Genomic DNA, 23,607 nt, shown 5'->3' on the forward strand with positions numbered 1-23,607 from the left:
CTTCCTGCTGTATATTTGAACCACAAGGCGGTTAGGGTGATTTAGTCTCTTTCAATAGAACCAATGCTTGTTCAAGCTTTTCAGCTTCTAATGTACGCCATTGATACAACACAGCCAACGCTTGATCAGAATACTCTCGCTGATCAGCTTCTTTCATAAATAATGCTTGTAATGTTGGTGAATTAGCCTCTTTTTCGCTAATAAGCACCGAACTTGCTATTTTTCGAGCTTTACTGATCGCAGAAATCCGTTCTGGGGTTTTATTTTCTTGTTTTTCTGCTTCGTGGATATCATTCCAAACTTGGCGCATTAATGGGAAGTTATGGGTGATCATTTGATCAAATAACACACTAACCACTTCACTACGACGATAAGCCTCATTGCTGTTTAAAATAAATTCCGTGTTATTAGCAAGTTCATCGTTATTACGTAAGATCTCTTTACTTAATGGGATCTTTGCCATATCACTTTTATAGATGATCTCTTGTCCTTCATCCGATAAAAGAAAGGCGATAAATTTGGCGGCTGTGTCTCTTTTACTGCTTTCTGCCACAATCGCGACATAAGCCGGTAAAATAATCGACTTATCAAAATAGCTAAACTCGACAAAATCAAAACGTTTTTGATGGTTAAAAGCGTAGTTATCAATAATTGGCCCAGCACCGACAATGCCTCTGGCAATAGCATCACTAACACGTGAACTACGTGCCGAAATGGAAGAAAGATTGCCACTGGTTTCAAGTAAGATCTGCCATCCACGCTCCCAGCCATACTCTTGTAGCACATTTTCCACCATCAATTGCATCGTGCCGGAGTTTGCCGGCGTCGTCATGGTTAAATGTCCTTGATAAATAGGATCACTTAAATCAACCCAACTTTTAGGTGCCGGAATACCGAGTTTTTGTAGATATTGCGTATTACTCATAATGCCAATACCGGAATAGCCAACCGTGGTTATCTTATCGTTTAAGATATCACTATGGCGCATTAACCATTTTGGCGTTTCATACTTGACAGGTAATCGTGTTAGTAGCCCTTCTCTATCTAGATGATGGAAAAAATTAGCCGATGACGACATCACAATATCAACAGGCTGTGTGGGATATTGTTTCATCATCCGTGTCGCAATCGCGACACGGCGATAAACCACTTGCACCTTAGTATCTGGATAACGCGCACTAAAGGCCTCAGTGAGTGGTCGCATTGGTGTATCTGAAAGTGTCGTCAGTATAACAAGTGGCTGCTCATCACTACGTACTGGTGTGATAAACAGCCAACTAAACAATAAACAGACGAGGCTTAGTGTTATTTTTATTCTCATGACATACCCCTGATTTTGTTTTGAATAAACATAAAAATGTGTCGAACTTCAAACTTCTGATATTTAGCAATATTTATTATTTTGAGCTAATGAGTCCTTAATGACCCATTTACAATAATGATACGACGATATCTTCACTCATTTTCAAACCAACACCTAATAGCGATGTTACAAATTTGACTCACCGATTCAGCAGAATGTGTCATCGATGACTCAAATTCCTTCTTTTGCACCAAGATGACCCAAATGAATAGCATCAGCTCTGAAAACCAAAATCAGCTTCAGACATGAATAATATTCGGAGTCATCTCTATGCTAAGTTTCTTTAAAACCAGAAAGGATCTGCCGCTAATAGAAGCGTCAAGTGAAAAGATCCGCGCAATATATAAAAAGCACCAATGGCAGGTCTTCTTTGGTCTTGTTCTTGGTTATGCCATGTTCTATGTGGTTCGTATGGCACTCGGTGTGGTGAAAAAACCTATGCTGGATGCAGGTATCGTAACCACCGCTGAACTTGGTTTAATGGGTTCTGCGTTCTTCTTTACCTATGCATTTGGTAAGTTCTCTAACGGCTTCTTGTCAGATTATGCCAATATTGGACGCTTTATGTCCATCTCGTTAATTGCCTCATCCTTTGTTTGTATCTTCATGGGAATGTCAACGGCGAGCCTATTCTTTATCCTGTTATGGGGTATTAACGGTTGGTTCCAATCTGTTGGTTCAGCACCTTCTTGTGTCTCTATCTTCCAGTGGTTCTCACCAAAACAGCGCGGTACGGTTTATTCCATCTGGGGTGGCTCGCGTAATATTGGTGAAGCAATTACATGGGTCTTGACTGCAACCATAGTGAGCTTCTTCGGCTGGCGTGCAGGTTTTATCGGTGCAGGTATCGCAGGTATTGCTGCGGGTATCATCTTACTGATGATCTTAAAAGACCGTCCTCGTACTTATGGCTTGCCTGATCCAGCAACTGCGTATGGCGAAGAGTCAGAAGCGGTTAAATCAAGTGATCCTAAAGAAACTCGTCGCGCTCAGTTATTCGTATTAAAACAACCAACAGTGTGGATCATCGCAGCAGCATGTGCGGCTATGTATATCTCTCGCTACGCAATCAGTTCATGGGCCGTTCTTTACCTACAAGGTTCAAAAGGTTACTCACTGATTGATGCGGGTTTCGCAATGTCAACTTATCCAATCGCGGGTTTCTTCGGTGCAATCTTAGCGGGTATGGCTTCTGACAAACTGTTCAACGCTAACCGTCATATTCCAACACTGATTTACGGTATCGCCAACATCGCTGGTTTTGCACTGATGTTCTGGGGCCCACAAAGCCGTGTTATGGATGCTGTTGCATTAAGTATGGTTGGTTTTGCAATGGGTGGTCTGGTTGTGTTCTTAGCAGGCTTAACCGCTTGTGACCTGATGCCGAAAAACGCAGTAGGTGCAGTAAAAGGCTTTATCGGACTGTTCGCTTACATTGCAGCATCCGCTCAAGAACTGATTTCAGCATCATTGATTAAAGTAACTCAAGTGGGTGATATCACTAATTACGACTTCACCACAGTACAGTATTTCTGGATAGGTTCTGCCATCGTTTCCATGATTTTAGCGACGCTAGTCTGGAATGCGAAAAAAGTTACCATGGATTAATGAATTAATTAAGTTGTCATCAAGGGATACCGTTGGGTATCCCTCTTTAAAAAGAGAATGTCATTATGCGTAAGACAAAAATTGTTGCGACTCTTGGCCCAGCTAGCTGTTCAGAACAGATGATTGAAAAGCTGATTATGGCAGGTGCTAACGTATTTCGTTTAAACTTTTCACATGGCACTCGCGAACAGCATCAAGCCACTGCCGCAACTATCCGTCAGGTCGCAGAAAAACATCGTGTATTTATCGGGATCTTAGCAGACCTGCAAGGCCCAAAAATTCGTATCGCTAACTTTAAAAATGATTCAATTCAATTAAAACAAGGCGATAGCTTTATTCTAAATGCAGATTTAGACAGCACATTAGGCGACGAGCAACAAGTTGGTTTGGACTACCCACAACTTGTTCAAGAAGTCACACCAGGGAATATTCTGTTACTTGATGATGGCAATATTCAATTACAAGTCAGCGCCGTCAATAATAATAAAATAGAGACTGTCGTTACTGTTGGTGGAAAATTATCTAACCGTAAAGGTATTAACTTACTCGGTGGTGGTTTATCTGCACCTGCATTAACAGACAAAGATAAGCAAGACATACACACAGCAGCCGCTATTCAAGCAGACTATATCGCTGTTTCATTCCCGCGTAATGGTGCAGATATTGAATATGCCCGTGGTTTAGTGATTGCAGCAGGAAGTCACGCCAAAATCGTTGCTAAAGTTGAACGTGCAGAAGTGGTTTCTTGTGAAGAAAATATGGATGACATCATTAAAGCATCTGATGTCATTATGGTGGCACGAGGCGATTTAGCTGTAGAAATTGGTGATGCCAGCTTACCGGGCGCACAAAAACAATTGATTGCACGCTGTCGCGCATTAGGCTGCCCTGTGATCACGGCAACCCAAATGATGGAATCAATGATTGAAAGCCCAATGCCAACCCGTGCAGAAGTTATGGATATTGCGAATGCGGTTGGTGATGGAACAGATGCCGTCATGTTGTCAGCTGAAACGGCGGCAGGGAAATATCCAGTGGAAGCTGTTAGTGCAATGGCACGCGTAGCTGAAGGCGCAGAGCGCTCTTTTGCGGCTAATGCTGAAAATCCTTGGCAATCACCGTCTTACTATTCACAAACTGGTCGTTGGATTGCACTAGCTGCTGCCACAACGGCTTTTCATGACGACAAGTATTTAAGCGTTGCCGCATTAACAGAAAACGGCAAATCAGTGACCTTATTGTCACGCTTTATGCCAAACAACAACGTATACGCATTAACGGATAATCCCGCGCTTGCTGGTCAATTGACTGTATTACGTGGTGTAACGCCTGTTGCTTATCAACGTCAAAACAACAATGACTGTGATGAAAGCATCATGCAAAAACTGCAAGCAGAGGGATTATTAACAGACATGAATTCACTCTTAATCACCCGTCTATCAACCTTTGAAAAAACTGGTGAAAGCGATTGTTGTCATCTTGTTCCTGTAAAACAAGTTGAAGCAGCAACGGCTTGAGTGTCTTCCATCAAGGAGCTTATGAGAGAGGCAACCTGAAGTAAATAACAAGAAAAAGAGCACACCAAAATCATTTTAGCCACAGGGACTGTGGCTATTTTTCGTTTAGAGACTTCCATCAGCATGGCAAGGATAGGCATCTTGTAATGCCAAAATATAAATTAACTCCAACGGCGTTTCTTTTTGTTTTTTCTTCACTTCAGGATTTTTATCTAAATAAGCATCGATATGCTTAACCATAAAATCGCCATTTTGTTCTACTTTCGAAGGCGGACAATAAAGAGGTCGAAAATCATCGTTATTTTGATTCTCAATTTTTACGGCAACAGCATAAAAATTAAATCCATTCGCAATACCGTTTAAATACGCTTGTGTCACTGATTCTAGTTGTTTATTAGAAGGATGATCTAAAGCTAATAATCGTTTTACCTCAAGATAACCGCTTAATGTTACTGCCTGTGAATACAGTGGGAATAGCAATAACATTCCTATTAACCCTTTTAATAATATTCCTTTTTTCATGCTAATTTTCTCTTTAGTTCAATAGATACTGATTTCATTCTAGTCGTTTTATTGCCCTAAGAATATGTGCAACAAATATATACATTGAAGATCTTTTGGATGATCTCATTGTGCAAATCAGGCTCATCAAATTGTGATCACAAACGCATTTAGGATGGTTTCTAAACTAATTAGTTGTTTTATACTTTACAAAGTAAGTAAAACGGTGCATAACTATCAATCACAGACGATTTTATATAAAAAAAACATCTTTTAGTTTTGTTTCTAAACAAATGGAGTAGTAACGTGACACCGAACGTACCCAATACATTACGGCAAATGAATGCCTCGCTTGTATTAAATGTCATTCGTCATCAAGGTCCTTTGTCACGGGCTCAGATAGCCAAAATTAGCGGAATTACAAAAGCGACGGTGTCTGAAATTATTAACGATCTACTTGAAGAAAAAATCGTTTATGAAAGCGGTGTCAGTTCGCCTGCTGGACAAGGCAGAAAAGGTATTTTAGTTAACTTCGATCCTCAACACAGTTTAGGCGTCAGCATTGACTTAGGTGGAACCAAAATCGCTTATGCGGTTTTTAACTTAGATGCCGAATTATTGTATGAATATCAAGAACCTACCTTTGACACTGACGATCGTGATTACTTTATTACGCAATTTGCACAAAGTATTGAAAATGTGATCGAAAAAAGCGGCGTAGACCGTCAAAAGATCAATGTTATCGGTGTCGCCACACCAGGGATCATCGATATCAAAAATGGTGTTGTGCTAGAAGGCTCCCCTAACTTACCTCAATGGGATAATTTGCCTCTAGCACAACAACTTACAGAAAAACTCAATGTACCCGTTGTACTCGAAAATGATATTCGTGCAGCACTTGTCGGTGAAATGTGGAAAGGCCGTTGTCGCCATACACACAGTTGTGCGCTGATTGGCATCGGCACAGGGTTAGGCTCCGCTTTGCTGATGGATGGAAAAGTTATCCGTGGCGCAAACAATGCAGCTGGTGAAATCGGCTATATGATGTTTGCTCGTGATCATCTCTTTCGCAATTGGCGTAATAAAGGATGCTTTGAGAGTTTCTGCTCTGGCTCAGGTTTAAGTGAGCGAATGGCAAACTTACGAGGAGAAAATCTTAGTGCAATTGAGATTATTCAAGCCTCACAACAAGGCGATCCGCTTGCTCAATCCTTAGTTGAAGAAATGGCTGATTATCTTGCTATCGGCATTATGAATTTAGTCGCCATTGCAAATTTGGAAAAAGTGGTATTAACAGGTGGGCTCACCCGCTCTGCTGACACCTTTTTACCGCGTGTTCAGGCAAATTTAGATAGACATTTATTTGCTAACACCAAAGTGAATATCGAGCTTTCTGAATTATGGGAAAAAGGCCCGCTTTATGGCATTGCTATTCTCGCCTTAGCCACGGTTTATCCATCAATTCAATTTATGCCCGAGATCCAATTGAGATAACCCTAATAAAAAAGTCTTTAAACGAGATGGGAGCAACTCATGGCAGGAATACATCTTCACCCACACGATATTTTAGACGAAGGCATGCCCGCTATTCTTCAACGCCTTGACGGTATGAAGCATGTTGAGCATTTATTTGTCGAAATTAATACGATTTTTGAACGTAACCCTTACCCTATTGGTGATCTGCCTCATAACCCTATTCATAATATGGTTATGGGAACAGGTACACTACATATCAATACTCATACTGATTTTCCTCGTCTGAGCCAACGAGTCGATCCCACTATTTTAGCGGGTGCAGATCCACTAATGACGATAAAAAAAGCCACCAACGGTGGAAAATATAAAGTCATTCCATGGGCAAATATTCTGAATGGTGATTTTATTGGTGATGTAGAAAACAATCAGGTTGTCGATTTTAAAGGCCGTCCACAAGCACATTGGCTCTGCCCTAATGCTCCTGATGTTGCTCAATTATGGCAAAAGACATTCACAGCATTAAAACAAAACTACGGTTATGACACCTTTTTAATTGACCGCATTCGTTTCCCTGATTGGGCAGGTAAAGAAGTCAATCCAGCGGGATTATTTACCTGTTTTTGCCCCCACTGTGAAAAGAAAATGGTGCAACAAGGCTTACCTGTTAATGAAATCAAACATCGCCTCGCCGCTTTAGCAGATTCATTAAAACAAGGGGATTTTGAAACACCTGTTACAGCATTAAAAGAAGAACCTCTGTTAAAAGCATGGCAACTATTTCGCCAACAAAGTGTGACTCAATTGGTTGAGAAATTACTATCTGATGCCAAACAAACGGCGGGTGGAATTACGTTATGGCTCGACTTGTGGCCACCTGCTTACAGCTGGATCTTAGGTCAGAACTATCATGAATTAACGCGTTACTCATCCACACTTAAACATTTCCCTTATCACAAATTAGGGGGTGGTGCGGATGTTCAAGGACTAATTAATCATTTTGCTCATGATAGTGAAAGCCAAGAGAGGGCATTCACTGCGTTTAAACGTTTATTTGAATTACCTTATGATATTTCATATGAAACCTTTAAACAGCAGGGTTTCCCTATTCACTTTGTTGCAGAACAAAATAATAAAGTTCGCCAGCTTTCACAGCCAAATACCTTTATTTATAGCGGTATTCAAATGTGGAATTTGCCTGCCTCTCAATTAATTGAAGCCGTTATTGCCGCAGAAGAGAGTGCTTGTGATGACTTACTTTATTATTGCTATGGATGGGCGACTCAAGAATTATTTGATGCGATTGGTGAACACAATACACCTAATAATAACGCTTATAACAACAACACAATTAAAGAATAATACACCGCGGAAAATCAGGATCAAATTATGGCTAAACAACAAAAATGGAAAGTCTTTTTCCTTCTGTTTGTCACGATGTTTTTACTCGGTGGCATTCAAAATACAAAAGGGCTTATTCTCGAACAAGTTCAACATGATATTTCATTAAATATGAGCCAAGTCGGCTCACTAATTACCTTTTTCCAAATCGGTTTTTTAGTCGCCAGTTTATTAACGGGCTATTTTACTGATAAGAAAGGGTTAAAAGTCATGATGTTTATTGGCTCATTAATGATGGCGGTTGGTTTAACAGGAACCAGCCTTGCTTTCAACGTGATGCTATTTTTTGGCTTTTATCTGGTCATTGGTTTAGGGATTGGCTCAATGCTTGTCTCTATCGTGACTGTTATTCCAACTTTCTATAAAGAGAAAGCAGGAATGATGTTTAACGTCTCTAACGCCATGTTTGGTGTAGGGATGATTGTTACACCTCTTATTTTACAATATTTATTCTCACACTCTATTTCATGGCGTACCTTTTATGTTGGTGTTGCCGTTATTGTTGCTGTGATTATTTTAGTATTAAGTACGTTAAAAATAGAAAGTAGCGCACAAGTCGATATGAAATTCAGTGACTTTTTAGAGTTGCTGACACAAAAATCACTGTTGCTGGTTATTTTATTTATCACTTTATATGTGGCAGCCGAAGCCGCATTCTTAAACTTCTTCCCTATTTTCTATACCTCTATGGATATTGGGAATATGAGTAATGCACAAAAAGCAGAAACTGCCGCTTACGTTATTTCTAGTTTTGCATTCTTATTTACTATCGGCCGTTTTATTGGTGGCTTTATTAACCTTGCACTGGGTGATCGCAAAACATTGATTTTATTTTCACTGTTCTCGCTTATCGCCATTATTGTTAGCCGTATCTTTGTGCAAGATGTTGTTTATCTATTTATGGTATTTGGTTTCGCATTATCTGTGCTATTTCCAACAGCAGCAGCAGTTGCCACAAAATTAACCAGTAAAAGTGGCTCTGTAATGGGACTTATTTATGTAGCTTCAGGATTGGGCGGTGCGTTAGCAGGTTCATTAATCGGTCAGGTTTCAGAAAGCTATAATGTTTCTGTTGGCTTTAACCTAATTATCGTATTCGTCGCCCTCTTCTTTATCATTTCTCTGTTTATTAGAGAACAAAAACAATAACAACGACATATTATGCCTCTGAAATTTCCCCCTCTTTATGAGGGGGTTTTTATTTTTATCACGATATCTTAGCAACCTATTTTCTCTTTTAATCTGTTGATTTTTTCACCACTGCCCTAATAATAGTATTTATATTCACTGTTAAAATAGGAGAATATGATGGCAAGTGGATGGGCTAATGATAGCGCTGTTCAAGAACAAATAGATGCCACCATTGATGATGCAATTGCAAGAGCTCGTAATCAAATGGCACAAGGAGAAAGTGCAGAGTTTTGTGATGAATGTGGTGAGCCAATCTCTCCAGCTCGGCAAAAAGCCGTTCCTGGTGTACGTTATTGTTTACGTTGCCAAGAGGCGTTTGATAAAAAGAATAATGCGTTTAGTGGGTATAATCGTCGCGGTAGTAAAGATAGCCAACTCAGATAATCTGCAATTATTATCCTATAAAACAAAAACTGTACCTTAATATGAGTTTCCTCTATTAAAGTACAGTTTGTTTTATTTAATCAGACAATAATTTAATTAGATTTTCGCAGCCTTTTTTGAGCTCAGATTTTGACTCATTTCAGTTAAAATCTTCATAAAATTATCAATATGTGTACGTTCAGTATTTGGATTCATAAATACTGCTTTTTCACCCGGAAGATAAACATAACGGTTATTTTTCGCATATTTCGAGCAAGCAATAGAATCCACCCAGTTAGTAAACAATCCTTCTCTACCACGCTGTAAGAAAAGTTTTCTATGCCATTGTGTGTTATGAACCATAAAGTCATACGCTTCTTTATCAGTAGAACATGTCAGTTCTAAATCAAAAGCAACATTAGGATCTTTGACTAAATTAGGATCATACAATTTAAAACCAACACTTGGCCCTTGGTTTTGCGGAACGATAACTTTTGCGTTACCCATCTCTAATAGTTGGTGGCGCATGTAGTTCGCGTTTTGCAGGCAGTGAGCAATAATGGTTTGGTAACCTTCAATCCCCATATAGTGCATTGCCGAATAAGCGCCAAAAATACCCACACCACTACGTGTACATTCAACAGTAGATTGTAAGTGAGTCTGCCCTTCTAACTCATGCTCAAAATAGGTGAAGTTTTCAGGATCATTTTCCAATGCCACGAAGTCATTACCGTTTTTCACCAGCACTAAACTTGAGGTGTAAGGCACATAACCCCATTTGTGGAAGTCGATAGTGATAGAGTCGGCATATTTTAGATGTTTAAATTTCTCAACATTCTGGCGTAAACCTTCTAAAGTGACATCGTTAATTGCCAGTGGATTACTGCTAAAGTCATATTCTAAGAAGAAGATAATCGGCCAACCCACTGCGGCATCTACGTGTACATGTGGCTTAACAGGGATCTCGAATTCTTCACATAAACGGTCACGTAACTCACAAACACCTTTCACATCATCTACACCAAAAGTATCTGTTGTTCCGGTGGTTAACATGATCGTTGGCACTTTGCACTTAACAGTAAAGCACGCTCTTAGTTCACGTTCTAAGTGTTCTAAATTAATGGTGTTATCTTCAGAGACCTTAATACGGATGGTTTTGTTATCAACATCAACACCTAACAGTGCAAGGTTAGTCATATTTGAGTAGTGACCACCTTGAGAGTTAATGATGCGATAATCTTGATCTGCTGCCATACCTAAATGTTTAGAATTAGGCATAGATTTGCGTAAACCAAATAGATAACCATATAAGTTACACATGGTGCCACCTTGAGTGAACACACCAGATGCAACTTCAGGATCGTAACCAACCAATTTAGCGACTTTTTTAATCGTCACTTTTTCTAACGCATCAGCGACACCTGAATATTCACAATACACCATGTTAGGGTTGCCCATTAACCCTAAGATTGAACCATAAACACCCGGATCACTCGGCATTGCAATAACGTTTTCAACCGCTAATGGATTTTCCCAGTTTTTACACAGTGTCGAAACTAGCATCAGTAGTTCATTAGGATCGTTTTCTGGGTAATTAATATTTTGTTGGATTTGCGTATCCGCCATTAAACGATCGAATAGCTGTTGCCCATTTGAGTAACGCTGTAATTGGTCATTATCGTTAGTTGTTGTTTTTCTAAACTGTGTAATCGATTGGATTGTTTTATCCTGAAATATCGGCCAATACTTCGGATCTCGGCTGAAAAAGTGAGCAATAACGTCGTGGTATTTCTTCTCAAATTCCACATTCAGAATGTTAGCAGAAGATAGACCTAATAAATCTTGATTTTTCACTATATTCTCCAAATAGAAACCGACAAAAATTTAAATTGATTGCATAGCAATACTATACATTTTCTAATTAAATTAGTTAGTGCTTCATGTGATCACATTAGCTCTGCTTGCAACCACATAAAACAAAATATTTTATTTAATATCAATACAATAGAAATCTTCGGAAAGTTAAATTTACAGATGTTATTATTTCATTTATATGCTTATGTGACTGACATCACAGTGAAAATAAAGCTATAAACAAAAATAATCACCTGCAATACTATTAACTATTTGAAATATAATCAAAACATAACAATCACATGCTAACCAACTGATATTGCTGAATTCTCAATTTAATTAATTGAATTAATCTGTTATTTCCACAATTGGTACAGCAAAAATTACATTTAATTTAATTACAACGAACAAAATCAAACGAAAACACTACTATATTTTTCATAGCTAGCAAATTAATTCCAATTTTAACCAAAATTAGGTACAAAATATGGGTTAAGACTAAGTTCATAGATAGCGTTCAATGAAAATATAAACAAAGAAATTATCACAGTTGATTATTCTGGTAATAACACAAATATTGGTTAAAATGAAAATTAGTAACCTAACTAAATAATCAGAATATTTACTCTACATATTTTGTGTTCTTTGCCGATACTTAAAGTAATAGAGTAGGTAATTAACGGAGAACACAATATGAAAGCACATATCGCTGTTGCTGCTGTATTCGTATTATTATCCGCAAGTGTCCATGCTGAAAAATTTACCTGCCAACTTGAAAATGGTAAGTATGTCAGCGTGTTCGTTGAACATGGAAAACCTCCTGTTTATCGTTATGGCACACTTGCTAAAACAGAGATAACACTACCAGTACCTCAACAACCTAATAATAATGTCTTTTATGGGCATCAGATGTTTGTTGCAGGGGCATCGACCTATGTTCGTTTTAAGAATGGAAACTATAGCTACGTCGTTTATGACGGCGAAGGGAGAGGTTGGAATTTTAATGGTATTATTGTTTATAAAGACAATAACATTATCAGTAAGAAAGAGTGTAAAGAGCCGTTATCACCAAGTTTGGATAATATCAAAAATTATGCCATCAAAATGGATCCTTACTTAGAAACGTATATTTATGCTCCTTAGTTTCTAACTTTATTAATTAGACATAAAAAAACCCAATTTAAAAATTGGGTTTTTTACTATTTTTAAGCAACAAAATGTATTGATTAGTCTTCTAGTAGCAGAACAGATTCTAATGCAATTTCAATCATTTCATTAAAGGTAGTTTGACGCTCTTCTGCTGTGGTCTGTGTACCTTTTTTGATGTGGTCAGATACAGTACAGATAGTCAGTGCTTTTGCGCCGTATTCAGCTGCAACACCGTAGATACCTGCTGCTTCCATTTCAACACCTAGGATGCCGTATTTTTCCATTACATCAAACATTTCTGGATCTGGTGAGTAGAACAGATCAGCAGAGAAGATATTACCAACGCGAACTTTAATATCTTTCGCTTTTGCAGCATCAACAGCATTTTGAACTAATTGGTAATCAGCGATGGCAGCAAAGTCTTGGTCTTTGAAACGCAGACGGTTAACTTTAGAGTCAGTACATGCGCCCATACCGATAACAACATCACGCAGTTCAACATCTGGTAATACTGCACCACATGAACCAACACGGATGATAACTTTCACGCCGAAATCTGTAATTAATTCTTTTGCGTAAATTGAGCAGGAAGGAATACCCATACCGTGGCCCATTACAGAAACTTTACGGCCTTTATACGTACCTGTAAAACCTAACATACCACGAACATTATTTACCTGACGCACGTCTTGTAAAAAAGTTTCAGCGATGTATTTAGCACGAAGCGGGTCGCCCGGCATTAAAACGACATCAGCAAAATCGCCCATTTCTGCGTTAATATGAGGGGTAGCCATAATTCTTCCTTTTAATTGATCTTTTTACTATTTAAATATAATTCGGTAGGCATATTGCTATACCTACCGAAGTAAAATTAAAACATTGCTTTACCGTAATCGACTGGAGACAAACCGAAGTATTTAACAACAGTTTGGCCGATATCAGCAAAGGTTTCACGGTGACCTAATGAACCTGGTTTAACTTTTGGACCATAAACAAGAACAGGGATGTGCTCGCGAGTATGATCAGAACCAGGCCAAGTTGGGTCACAACCGTGGTCTGCTGTTAAGATAAGAATGTCATCTTCTTTTACCAGTTCCATTAATTCTGGTAAACGACGGTCGAATAACTCAAGAGCTTCACCGTAACCCACAGCATCACGACGGTGGCCGTAAGAAGAGTCAAAGTCAACAAAGTTGGTGAATACAATTGTGTTGTCGCCCGCAAGTTTCATTTCTTCGAGTGTCGCATCAAACAGAGCATTAATACCCGTTGCTTTCACTTTTTTAGTGATACCTACATTTGCGTAGATGTCAGCAATTTTACCGATAGAAACAACGTGGCCTTGTTTTTCATCAACCAGTTTTTTCAACATAGTTGGTGCTGGTGGCTCAACCGCTAAATCATGACGGTTACCTGTACGAGCGAAGTTACCCGGTTTATCACCGATAAATGGACGCGCAATAACACGACCAATGTTGTAATCGCCTTTGTTTAGTTCATCACGAGCAATTTCACACAGCTCATATAATTCATCTAAACCGTAAGTTTCTTCATGACATGCAATTTGGAATACGGAGTCAGCAGAGGTATAGAAAATCGGCTTACCAGTTTTCATATGCTCTTCACCCAGTTCATCCAAAATCACTGTACCAGATGCGTGGCAGTTACCTAAATAACCCGGTAATTTTGCACGTTTAACGATATTTTCTAACAGTTCTTGCGGGAATGAATTTTTCAGATCTTTGAAGTATCCCCAATCAAACAGAACAGGAACACCTGCGATTTCCCAGTGGCCTGACGGAGTATCTTTACCAGAAGAGATTTCACTCGCGTAGCCATAAGCTCCGATAATATCTGCGTCTTTATCTAAACCAATAGGAAATTTACCTGTTGATTCTTCCGCAGCTTTACCTAAACCTAAACGGCAAAGATTAGGTAAATGAAGAGGACCTTTACGACCTTCTCTATCTGCTTTACCATCAGCAAACGCTTGTGCGATATGCCCTAAAGTGTCTGAACCTTGGTCACCGAATTTCTCCGCATCACCGGCAGCACCGATACCGAAGGAATCTAATACCATGATATGTACACGTTTCATAATTCTCTCTCCTGTGTCATTCTCCGTAGACCACGGATATGTCACTTATAAATCGTAATTGAGTTCTTATTCGCTGATTTGGCGGTACACCATTGGTGAAGCTTCGCGTTTGCTGTCACCAATTACCATCGCTTTACGGACTTCAGCCGCAGCTTCTTGCCATGATTTTTCACTGTTAGCATGGATCATCGCTAAAGGTGTATCTGTATTGATTTCAGCACCAAGCGCTACGATATCGCTTAAGCCAACACTATAATCAATAGTATCAGTTGCTTTACGACGACCACCGCCTAATGTCACAACTGACATACCTAATGCACGCGTATCCATTTCAGTGATAAATCCTGCTTTCTCAGCGAATACAGGTTTACTTAATACCGCAGTTGGCAGGTATTTATTGTAGTTTTCAACAAAATCAGATGGGCCTTTCTGTGCTGCAACCATACGGCCAAAGACTTCTGCCGCTTTACCGTTGTCCAACACATCTTGCAGTTTTTGACGAGCTTGTTGACGATCATCCGCTAAACGGCCTGATACTAACATTTCAACACACAGCGCCATAGTGACTTCAAATAGACGTGGATTACGATATTCACCTGTTAAGAATTGAACAGCTTCACGTACTTCAACCGCATTACCTGCGCTAGAAGCTAATACTTCATTCATATCCGTTAACAGTGCCGTAGTTTGACAGCCTGCGCCATTTGCTACTTGAACAATTGACTCAGCCAGCTCTTCAGATTTCTGATAAGTCGGCATAAAGGCACCCGAGCCCACTTTAACGTCCATCACTAATGCATCTAAGCCTTCAGCTAATTTTTTACCTAAAATAGATGCAGTGATAAGCGGGATTGAATCAACTGTAGCAGTAATATCACGGGTAGCATAAAAGCGTTTGTCAGCAGGTGCTAATGAATTAGTCTGTCCGATAATGGCAACACCGACATTGCGAATAATGTCGCGGAATTTCTCATCATCAGGGAAAATATCAAAGCCCGGAATTGCTTCAAGCTTATCTAATGTTCCACCTGTGTGGCCTAATCCACGACCAGAGATCATAGGAACATAACCACCACAAGCCGCAACCATTGGCCCTAACATCAGTGAAGTTACATCACCCACACCACCAGTTGAGTGTTTATCAACGATTGGGCCGTTTAAATTTAGGCTTTTCCAGTTCAGAACTGTACCGGAATCACGCATAGCTAATGTCAAAGCAACACGCTCTGGCATTGTCATATCGTGGAAATAAATAGTCATTGCTAATGCAGCAATTTGACCTTCAGAAACAGTATTATCTCTGACGCCATTAATGAAAAAACGAATTTCTTCCTCAGTTAAAGGATGACCATCACGCTTTTTACGAATAATCTCTTGGGCAAGAAACACTGCAACCTCCTGGTTTTATAGCATTGGTAACGCCCACAATAATGAAGAGTGGGCGTATTTCACGAATGGATTAGTAACCACTAGACGATTTTTGTTCGCCATGACCTAAAGTGGCTAATAAATTACCTAACAGGCTTGACGCGCCAAAACGGAAGTGACGGGCATCAACCCAGTTGTCACCCATAATGCGGTTAGCTAATGCAAGGTATTGAGCAGCTTCTTCAGCGGTACGTACACCACCCGCTGGTTTGAAACCAACTTCTTTGCCAACACCCATATCGTGGATCACTTGGATCATTAACTCAGCGCTTTCCAGTGTTGCATTTACAGGTACTTTACCTGTGGAAGTTTTAATAAAGTCAGCACCTGCTTTGATTGAAATTTCAGATGCTTTACGGATAAGTGCAGGATCTTTCAGCTCACCCGTTTCAATAATTACTTTCAGTAAAGAACCTGCCTCTGCACAAGCTTCTTTACATGCTTTAACGATATCAAAACCGATTTGCTCGTTACCTGCCATAAATGCACGGTAAGGGAAAACTACGTCAACCTCATCTGCGCCATAAGCTAATGCCGCGTTGGTTTCTGCTAATGCGATATCTAAATCATCATTACCATGAGGGAAGTTAGTTACGGTTGCAATTCGAACGTCTGGAGTACCCTGTTCGCGTAACACTTTACGTGCTAATGGAATAAAACGTGGGTAGATACAAATAGCGGCTGTATTGCCTTCTGGGCTTTTAGCCTGATGACATAATGCAGTCACTTTTGCATCAGTGTCGTCATCATTTAATGTAGTTAAATCCATCAAAGACAGCGCAAGGCGCGCTGCAGCGGTTAAATCTGTCATAAAACTCTCCAACGATGTTTCTCAAGCCCTTTTGGGCGTACGCTTAAGGTTAGCGATTAATTTGTTGGCGAGCGGACTTGGTTCCTTGAAGATGTTGCTGTAACTTGCGCTACAACGACAGCTGAGCTCCCTCTCACCGCGCTATGCTCACTTCGGCGACCCGTCATTGAGCCTTCGCCATTCCATGAAGTTTCAGCACATCTTATTTGAACACGCTAAGGAACAATTAGATGTGCTTTACGTCACACTAATCAAATGCAACTTGCAAACAATGACATAAAAATGTGACAAATATCACGTTTAGGTCATTTTCTGGTTTAATGTTACTCGAATAGCGCCTTTAAGTCGTCTTTATAACGCAAAAAAAAGCGTGATCAATATAAAATGATATTGCTATTGGCCCTACTCAATACAAATTGCGAAATATCTCACACAATAAAAATAGTTAACATTACAACAGAAAACAAACATAAAAGAGCAGATAGGTAAAACCCATCTGCTCTTCACAATAAAAATCAATTAAGCAGCAACCACTGCCATTGCTGTTAATGCAAAGAAGAAACCTGCAATTGTTGCACTCATTAAGTTAGAGAGTGTACCAGCAAGTACGGCCTTCATTCCTAAACGCGCCACATCTTTGCGACGGTTAGGCGCCATTCCACCTAAACCACCTAACAGTACGGCAACAGAAGAGAGGTTAGCAAAACCACACAATGCAAAGGAGATGATTATCTTCGTTTGCTCTGATAGCACCATAAGTCCAGAACCTGCAACTAATGCATCTTCTTGTAGATATTTACTAAACTCAGAGTAAGCATAGAACTCATTAATAACAATTTTTTGTCCAATAAATGAGCCTGCAATAGTTGCTTCACTCCAAGGTACCCCGATAAGGAAAGCAATTGGTGCGAAGATCCAACCTAACACTAATTCTAATGAGAAATTCTCATAACCAAACCAGCCACCAATACCGCCAAGAATACCATTAACTAATGCAATCAATGCAACGAAAGCAAGTAACATGGCACCGACGTTCAGAGCAAGCTGTAAGCCTGAAGAGGCACCCGCTGCGGCAGCATCAATAATATTGGCAGGTTTCTCATCATCTGCCATTTTATCAAGTGCATCTTTTTGATCATCAGGTGTTTCTGTTTCAGGGATCAATAATTTAGCAAAGAGTAAACCACCAGGAGCGGCCATAAAGGATGCAGTGATCAAATACTCTAACGGTACGCCCATGCTGGCGTATCCAGCAAGCACAGAACCTGCAACAGAGGCTAAACCACCACACATAACAGCAAAGAGCTCTGAGGTTGTCATTCTTGCAATATAAGGGCGAACAACCAGCGGGGCTTCTGTTTGCCCAACAAAGATATTAGCTGTTGCAGACATCGATTCTGTTCGTGATGTGCCTAATACTTTCTGTAAGCCACCACCAAGAATTTTAATCACAATTTGCATGATACCGAGGTAATACAGCACAGCAATTAGTGAAGAGAAGAATACGATAACAGGCAGCACGCGTAGGGCAAAAACGAAACCACCACCACCAAACAACTCAAACATTTTGTCTGATACTAGGCCGGCAAACAGAAAACTCATTCCATTTTCACCGTAATCAATGACATTTTTAACACCATCAGAAATAGCCATTAATACTTTACGACCACCATCTGAATAAAGTACAAATGCGCCTAAGCCAATCTGAATAAGGAATGCGCCACCAACTGTACGTAATCTAATTGCACGTCGATTGCTGGAAAACAGAATGGCTATCAATATTAATGTTGCCATTCCGACCAAGCTCATAATGAGTTGCATTGAAGGATCCCTGTTCACATAAAAATTTAATGGATTATCAATAACGCTCTAACCAGAGCTTATTGACTCTTTTTGCCGGATAATTATACCTAGTCTAAGAAAAGAACCCTCAATACCCATCACAAATAGAGTCTGAAAAAAGTAACACAAAAGTCATAAATGAGAAGTAGATCACACAAAAAAGAAAATTGCATTGTTGAACAGGCTAGGGAGTTTTTAACCTTTAGATAAACCGCATTTTCATTCAAGCGCTAGGTAATATTGTTGAGCCCAAATAATTGTAGGCTATTGAGATAGAGTTGCTCTGCGATCGCCTCTGGTGATCCTTGACGCAGCTCACAGAGTTGGGAAAAAACGTTCTGAATACGTTCTGGGCGATTAGGTTTACCTTGAAAACCACTTACAGGCATATCAGGAGCATCTGTTTCTAATAACAGATATTCTAGTGGTAACGAGGCAATTGCACGGCGAGTTTTTTGTGCTCGCTCATAAGTAATGGTTCCACCAACACCAATAAAATAGCCTTGCTGAATAAACTTTTCTGCCTGTTGCAGACTTCCTGCAAAACCATGAATAACCCCTTTGCGAGGCACATCATAACGGCGTAAAAGTGCACTTAGCTTATCGTGGGTTTTACGTGAATGTAGGATCACAGGTAAATCGAATTTAATCGCTAATTTAAGCTGTGCAATTAAAAATGCCTCTTGCTTCTCTGACTGGGGATTTTCCATATAATCATCAAGCCCAATTTCGCCGATAGCAACACAACGAGAAGTCGTTTTTAATTTTTGTTCCAATTCCAAAAGATGCTGTTCAGTATGCTCATTGATATATAAAGGGTGTAATCCCAATGCACAATATAATTGATGGTGATGGTTAGCGAGCTCTGCAACAACATCTAAATTCCAACGTGCAACGGCGGGAATAATGATTTTTTCAACATGAGCCTGACGCGCTAGTGACAAACTGTTAGCAATATCATCATAAAAAACCGGAAAATCAAAATGGCAGTGGGTATCAATAAATTTATTCATTCTGAATCTGCCTCACATCAGGGTGTACGCTGCGAGTTCCTTGTTGAATTATAGAGGCATTCTCTGCTTTATCAGCCTTCGCTTCTTGTTCAAACAAACTAAAGACTTTTTTATCGTGTTGTTTGAATTTTTTCTTAGAAAAGTGCTGACCAATTGTTGCCAGAAAATAGCGCCCACAACGTCTGCCCACATGATAATCATGATTTAGTGCACTTAAACGACTTCCTAGCGCGCTAGATTGCAATGTGGTTGGTGGATATATTTCAATAACCACAACATCTTCTGGGGGCGATTGGATAAATTTAATTGTCTCGGTATAGGTTTCGATATGCACTTGTGCCATCTCCATAAAGCGCTGTAAACGGCTATTTTCAAACCATTTTCCCATACGCTCAACCCATTCAGTTGTGTATTGATATTCAGAAGGAACAGTGCGAACAACAACAATAGTACGACAACCACGCCTATAAGCTTCTCTCACAGGGATAGCATCACTAATGCCACCATCATGATAAACAACATCATGAAATAAAACACCATTACGATAAAAAGCAGGAATAGCACTAGATGCTTTGATTATCTCAAGCCAAGTCGGTTCATCGGGTTGAAAATAATTTGCCTGAAAATTATCGGAACGACTTGCCACCATATAAAATTCACGCCCTGTATCAAAACGACGTAGCGCTGTTGGCATATCAAGAGGCATTTCTTTGGCAGTCGTTTCTATATACCAATCAAGATCCAGTAAATTACCACCACGGACAAAGCGAAGGGGATTAAAAAATTGATTATTAGTTGTATAGCGATTAATAATTTTACGTGCATATCCACGCTGACCACAGGCAAAAGCAGATAAATTTTGCGCTCCCGCAGACACCCCAAGTAAAATATCAAAGGGATCAAATTGTGATCGCATAAATTCATCAAGGACACCCGCAGTAAAGATCCCGCGTTGACCTCCGCCTTCACAAACTAAAGCGACTTTGCCTTGTGGTAGTGAGGATTGAAATTCGAGTGCAGTAATATTATTTAATGTGACAGGTATATACTTCCCCATAATGTCTCCTTTATACAACTTATCAAAGGATACCCGCACATTTTTTTGTCGTCATTCTTTTTACGTATTCATACAAATAAATCAGACAATATCTTCTTAGAATATGACGAATATAAAAGAAAATCATTTTTATGATTTGATATTTACATCTGAATCTACGCTTTTAACACCTTCAATTTTTTCAATAATTTGTAAGATTTTTTCTTCTTGCGCTTTACTATCAACAAAACCTGAAAGAAAAACATGTCCAAACTCAGTGCGAATAGAAATATTTTCACTATCAATATCTTGCATTGGTAATAGCGTATCTTTAATCTTATTCGAGATGGAAGTATCACTTAAATAATGCCCCGTGTTATTCCCACTGTTATTGATTTCGCTATACCACGATGTTTCAGCTGATGCGCCCATACTGACAAAAGCCAAGCCCATTGACATTACTAACGCTAATTTCAGCGTTTTATATTGTTCCATTGCTCTCCCCCTAATCACAATAACTGCGACAGGAAATATGTGTGTTTTAATATCTGTATTTTTATGAATTACTACAAAACTTTAACAATCTAAGCTATTACACTAATAAGCTATTTGAGTTAAATAAAGTAAAAAATAACAAATAAAGACTAATCCTAGTAATTTTATTCTAATAATAACGAATAAAACTATAATAAATTTTACATATATTTATAAATAAGTATAAAAACGAGCATAATGTTAACAGAAAAAAAAGAGATTAATTCCAAATGAAGAAGGGCTTTTGGGCTGGATATTAGAGATATGTTGAGTAGATTTAATAAAGAAAAGCTAAGAAACAAAAAAGGCTATATTAAAAAAACATAGCCTTTTCATTAAGTTAAATACTCTAAATAATTCAAGATGTAGCTAGGCGACAAGTAAATGAGTCGCTAGGAGCATACATAAGTATGTGACTAGTACGAATGAACGCAGTCAACAACGCTACACCTTGAAGTATGACGAGTATCATAAGTATGTGGCTAGTACGAATGAACACAGTCAACAACGCTACACCTTGAAGCAGAAGAGTAGATACTCTAAATAATTCAAGATGTAGCTAGGCGACAAGTAAATGAGTCACTAGGAGCATACATAAGTATGTGACTAGTACGAATGAACGCAGTCAACAACGCTACACCTTGAAGTATGACGAGTATCAGTGTTCACGTGTCTGATGAAACTCAACATCAGGATAACGCTCACGCGTTAAATTCAAGTTGACCATTGTTGGTGCGATATAAGTTAAGTTATCGCCGCCATCAAGTGCCAAGTTTTGTTCATTTTTACGTTTAAACTCTTCGAGTTTTTTCTCGTTATCACACTCAACCCAGCGAGCTGTTGAAACGTTAACGGATTCATAAATCGCTTCAACGTTATATTCACTCTTAAGTCTTGCAACAACCACATCAAACTGAAGTACACCCACAGCCCCTACGATTAAATCGTTATTTGCCAGTGGTCTAAAGACCTGTACAGCACCTTCTTCTGATAACTGCACCAATCCTTTAAGTAACTGTTTCTGTTTCAACGGATCACGTAAACGAATGCGACGGAATAGCTCCGGTGCAAAGTTTGGAATACCGGTAAATTTCAGAATTTCACCTTGAGTGAAAGTATCACCAATTTGGATTGTACCGTGGTTATGAAGACCGATAATATCCCCTGGATAAGCATGTTCAACGTGAGAACGGTCGCCAGCCATAAAGGTTAATGCATCAGAAATCACCACATCTTTTTTGATTCGAACTTGGTGTAATTTCATGCCTTTATCATACATACCAGATACAACGCGCAGGAATGCAACACGGTCGCGATGTTTAGGATCCATATTGGCTTGGATCTTAAAGACGAAACCCGTGAACGTTTCTTCAGAAGCGGTAACTTCACGCATATCGGTTTGACGAGGCATTGGTGCTGGTGCCCATTTTACAAGGCCATCAAGCATATGGTTAACACCAAAGTTACCTAATGCTGTACCAAAGAACACTGGAGTTAATTCGCCAGCTAAGAATGCTTCATGATCAAATTCATGAGATGCACCTAATACTAACTCTAATTCATCACGTAATTGGCTTGCTAAATCATCACCAATAGCTTCATCAAGCTCTGGGTTATCTAATCCCTTAATGACGCGAGAATCCTGAATAGTATGACCTTGGCCTGTTTGATAAAGATAAGTTTCATCTTTAAGGATGTGATAAACCCCTTTAAAGAGTTTCCCGCAACCAATAGGCCAAGTCACAGGGCTACACGCAATTTTCAACTCTGTTTCAACTTCGTCCATGAGCTCCATTGGATCACGAATATCACGGTCGAGTTTATTCATAAAAGTCAGAATTGGTGTATCACGTAGACGCGTTACTTCCATTAACTTACGAGTACGATCTTCAACCCCTTTAGAGGAGTCAATTACCATTAAACAGCAGTCAACAGCAGTTAAAGTACGATAAGTATCTTCAGAGAAGTCTTCGTGTCCTGGAGTATCTAATAAGTTAACTAAGCAATCTGCATAAGGGAACTGCATGACTGAGGTTGTAATAGAAATACCACGTTGTTTTTCCATTTCCATCCAGTCAGATTTTGCATGCTGATTTGAACCACGACCTTTTACGGTTCCTGCACGTTGAATTGCTTGTCCGAATAACAACACTTTTTCAGTGATGGTTGTTTTACCCGCATCGGGGTGGGAGATGATAGCAAAGGTCCTTCGCTTATTGATTTCATTGAGAAAATCTTGGTTTGCCATGTATAAATTCTTTTAGTTTGTACACGGATTTGTACACACTTTTGGAAGTACTCTCTTTTCAGTTCTTCGCTTGTCAAATCCGTCGTGTTAATCGTAATTGGCCGCTATTTTCGCTGATCTTGACTTTATAAACAATCAATGGTTATCTAATCGGCTATCATTTACTCTCAGCGTGCG

19 protein-coding genes are annotated in these 23,607 nt (G+C 39.4%); 7 read left to right on the plus strand and 12 right to left on the minus strand.

What is annotated here, in order from left to right; translation table 11 throughout:
- Positions 1-31: 31 nt before the first annotated feature.
- The gene (locus GTH25_RS14745; protein ID WP_075672687.1) at positions 32-1,321 is read right to left on the minus strand and encodes an ABC transporter substrate-binding protein; all 1,290 of its coding nucleotides are present in this window, start codon (positions 1,319-1,321) and stop codon (positions 32-34) included.
- Positions 1,322-1,633: 312 nt separating this feature from the next.
- On the opposite strand from GTH25_RS14745, the gene GTH25_RS14750 reads away from it, so the two are divergent.
- Both GTH25_RS14750 and pyk read left to right on the plus strand, forming a co-directional pair.
- Positions 1,634-2,971: an MFS transporter gene (locus GTH25_RS14750; RefSeq protein WP_075672688.1), complete on the plus strand. Its 1,338-nt coding sequence runs from the start codon at positions 1,634-1,636 to the stop codon at positions 2,969-2,971.
- A gap of 65 nt (positions 2,972-3,036) precedes the next feature.
- Positions 3,037-4,488, plus strand: coding sequence for a pyruvate kinase (gene pyk / locus GTH25_RS14755; RefSeq protein WP_075672689.1), 1,452 nt, complete (start codon positions 3,037-3,039; stop codon positions 4,486-4,488).
- A 105-nt stretch (positions 4,489-4,593) separates the two neighbouring features.
- Here the strand turns inward: pyk and GTH25_RS14760 are convergent, their stop codons facing one another.
- Entirely contained in the window at positions 4,594-5,010 is a 417-nt protein-coding gene (locus GTH25_RS14760) for a Rap1a family protein (RefSeq protein WP_075672690.1), read from the minus strand.
- 285 nt (positions 5,011-5,295) lie between these two features.
- Here GTH25_RS14760 and GTH25_RS14765 point away from each other — a divergent pair, with 285 nt between their 5' ends.
- The 4 genes from GTH25_RS14765 to GTH25_RS14780 all read left to right on the plus strand — a co-directional run bounded on the left by GTH25_RS14765 (position 5,296) and on the right by GTH25_RS14780 (position 9,438).
- Entirely contained in the window at positions 5,296-6,483 is a 1,188-nt protein-coding gene (locus GTH25_RS14765; protein ID WP_223672676.1) for an ROK family transcriptional regulator, read from the plus strand.
- A gap of 39 nt (positions 6,484-6,522) precedes the next feature.
- Entirely contained in the window at positions 6,523-7,824 is a 1,302-nt protein-coding gene (locus tag GTH25_RS14770; RefSeq protein ID WP_075672691.1) for a hypothetical protein, read from the plus strand.
- 27 nt (positions 7,825-7,851) lie between these two features.
- Positions 7,852-9,012 (plus strand): MFS transporter, encoded by a 1,161-nt coding sequence (locus GTH25_RS14775; RefSeq protein WP_099660231.1) that lies wholly within the window; start codon positions 7,852-7,854, stop codon positions 9,010-9,012.
- A gap of 159 nt (positions 9,013-9,171) precedes the next feature.
- Positions 9,172-9,438 (plus strand): DksA/TraR family C4-type zinc finger protein, encoded by a 267-nt coding sequence (locus tag GTH25_RS14780; RefSeq protein WP_075672693.1) that lies wholly within the window; start codon positions 9,172-9,174, stop codon positions 9,436-9,438.
- A gap of 96 nt (positions 9,439-9,534) precedes the next feature.
- On the opposite strand, the gene GTH25_RS14785 is transcribed toward GTH25_RS14780, so the two are convergent.
- Positions 9,535-11,271, minus strand: coding sequence for a pyridoxal phosphate-dependent decarboxylase family protein (locus tag GTH25_RS14785; RefSeq protein WP_164530690.1), 1,737 nt, complete (start codon positions 11,269-11,271; stop codon positions 9,535-9,537).
- 693 nt (positions 11,272-11,964) lie between these two features.
- Between GTH25_RS14785 and GTH25_RS14790 the strand changes: the two genes are divergently transcribed.
- Positions 11,965-12,414 (plus strand): hypothetical protein, encoded by a 450-nt coding sequence (locus tag GTH25_RS14790; protein WP_164530691.1) that lies wholly within the window; start codon positions 11,965-11,967, stop codon positions 12,412-12,414.
- An 83-nt stretch (positions 12,415-12,497) separates the two neighbouring features.
- Here GTH25_RS14790 and deoD read toward each other — a convergent pair whose 3' ends face one another.
- From deoD to prfC, 9 genes are all read right to left on the minus strand, one after another.
- Entirely contained in the window at positions 12,498-13,214 is a 717-nt protein-coding gene (gene deoD / locus GTH25_RS14795; RefSeq protein WP_036934279.1) for a purine-nucleoside phosphorylase, read from the minus strand.
- Positions 13,215-13,291: 77 nt separating this feature from the next.
- Positions 13,292-14,518, minus strand: a complete 1,227-nt coding sequence (gene deoB, locus GTH25_RS14800) for a phosphopentomutase (RefSeq protein ID WP_075672696.1) — start codon at positions 14,516-14,518, stop codon at positions 13,292-13,294.
- Positions 14,519-14,584: 66 nt separating this feature from the next.
- Positions 14,585-15,907 carry a thymidine phosphorylase gene (gene deoA, locus GTH25_RS14805; RefSeq protein ID WP_075672697.1) on the minus strand — a complete coding sequence of 441 codons (1,323 nt, stop codon included), beginning with the start codon at positions 15,905-15,907 and terminating at the stop codon, positions 14,585-14,587.
- Between the two features lie 70 nt (positions 15,908-15,977).
- Positions 15,978-16,757, minus strand: a complete 780-nt coding sequence (gene deoC / locus GTH25_RS14810; RefSeq protein ID WP_064721106.1) for a deoxyribose-phosphate aldolase — start codon at positions 16,755-16,757, stop codon at positions 15,978-15,980.
- A gap of 519 nt (positions 16,758-17,276) precedes the next feature.
- Positions 17,277-18,578: a NupC/NupG family nucleoside CNT transporter gene (locus tag GTH25_RS14815; RefSeq protein ID WP_075672698.1), complete on the minus strand. Its 1,302-nt coding sequence runs from the start codon at positions 18,576-18,578 to the stop codon at positions 17,277-17,279.
- Positions 18,579-18,829: 251 nt separating this feature from the next.
- Positions 18,830-19,612 (minus strand): TatD family hydrolase, encoded by a 783-nt coding sequence (locus tag GTH25_RS14820; protein WP_164530692.1) that lies wholly within the window; start codon positions 19,610-19,612, stop codon positions 18,830-18,832.
- Complete coding sequence (locus tag GTH25_RS14825; protein WP_075672700.1) at positions 19,605-20,669, minus strand: patatin-like phospholipase family protein; 1,065 nt, start codon at positions 20,667-20,669, stop codon at positions 19,605-19,607. The genes GTH25_RS14820 and GTH25_RS14825 overlap by 8 nt, the downstream gene beginning before the upstream one ends.
- Positions 20,670-20,798: 129 nt before the next feature.
- Positions 20,799-21,143 (minus strand): BON domain-containing protein, encoded by a 345-nt coding sequence (locus tag GTH25_RS14830; RefSeq protein ID WP_109419720.1) that lies wholly within the window; start codon positions 21,141-21,143, stop codon positions 20,799-20,801.
- Positions 21,144-21,840: 697 nt separating this feature from the next.
- Positions 21,841-23,430, minus strand: a complete 1,590-nt coding sequence (gene prfC / locus GTH25_RS14835) for a peptide chain release factor 3 (protein WP_156734040.1) — start codon at positions 23,428-23,430, stop codon at positions 21,841-21,843.
- Positions 23,431-23,607 lie beyond the last annotated feature (177 nt).

This window comes from Proteus terrae subsp. cibarius, assembly GCF_011045835.1.
GTDB lineage: Bacteria > Pseudomonadota > Gammaproteobacteria > Enterobacterales > Enterobacteriaceae > Proteus > Proteus cibarius.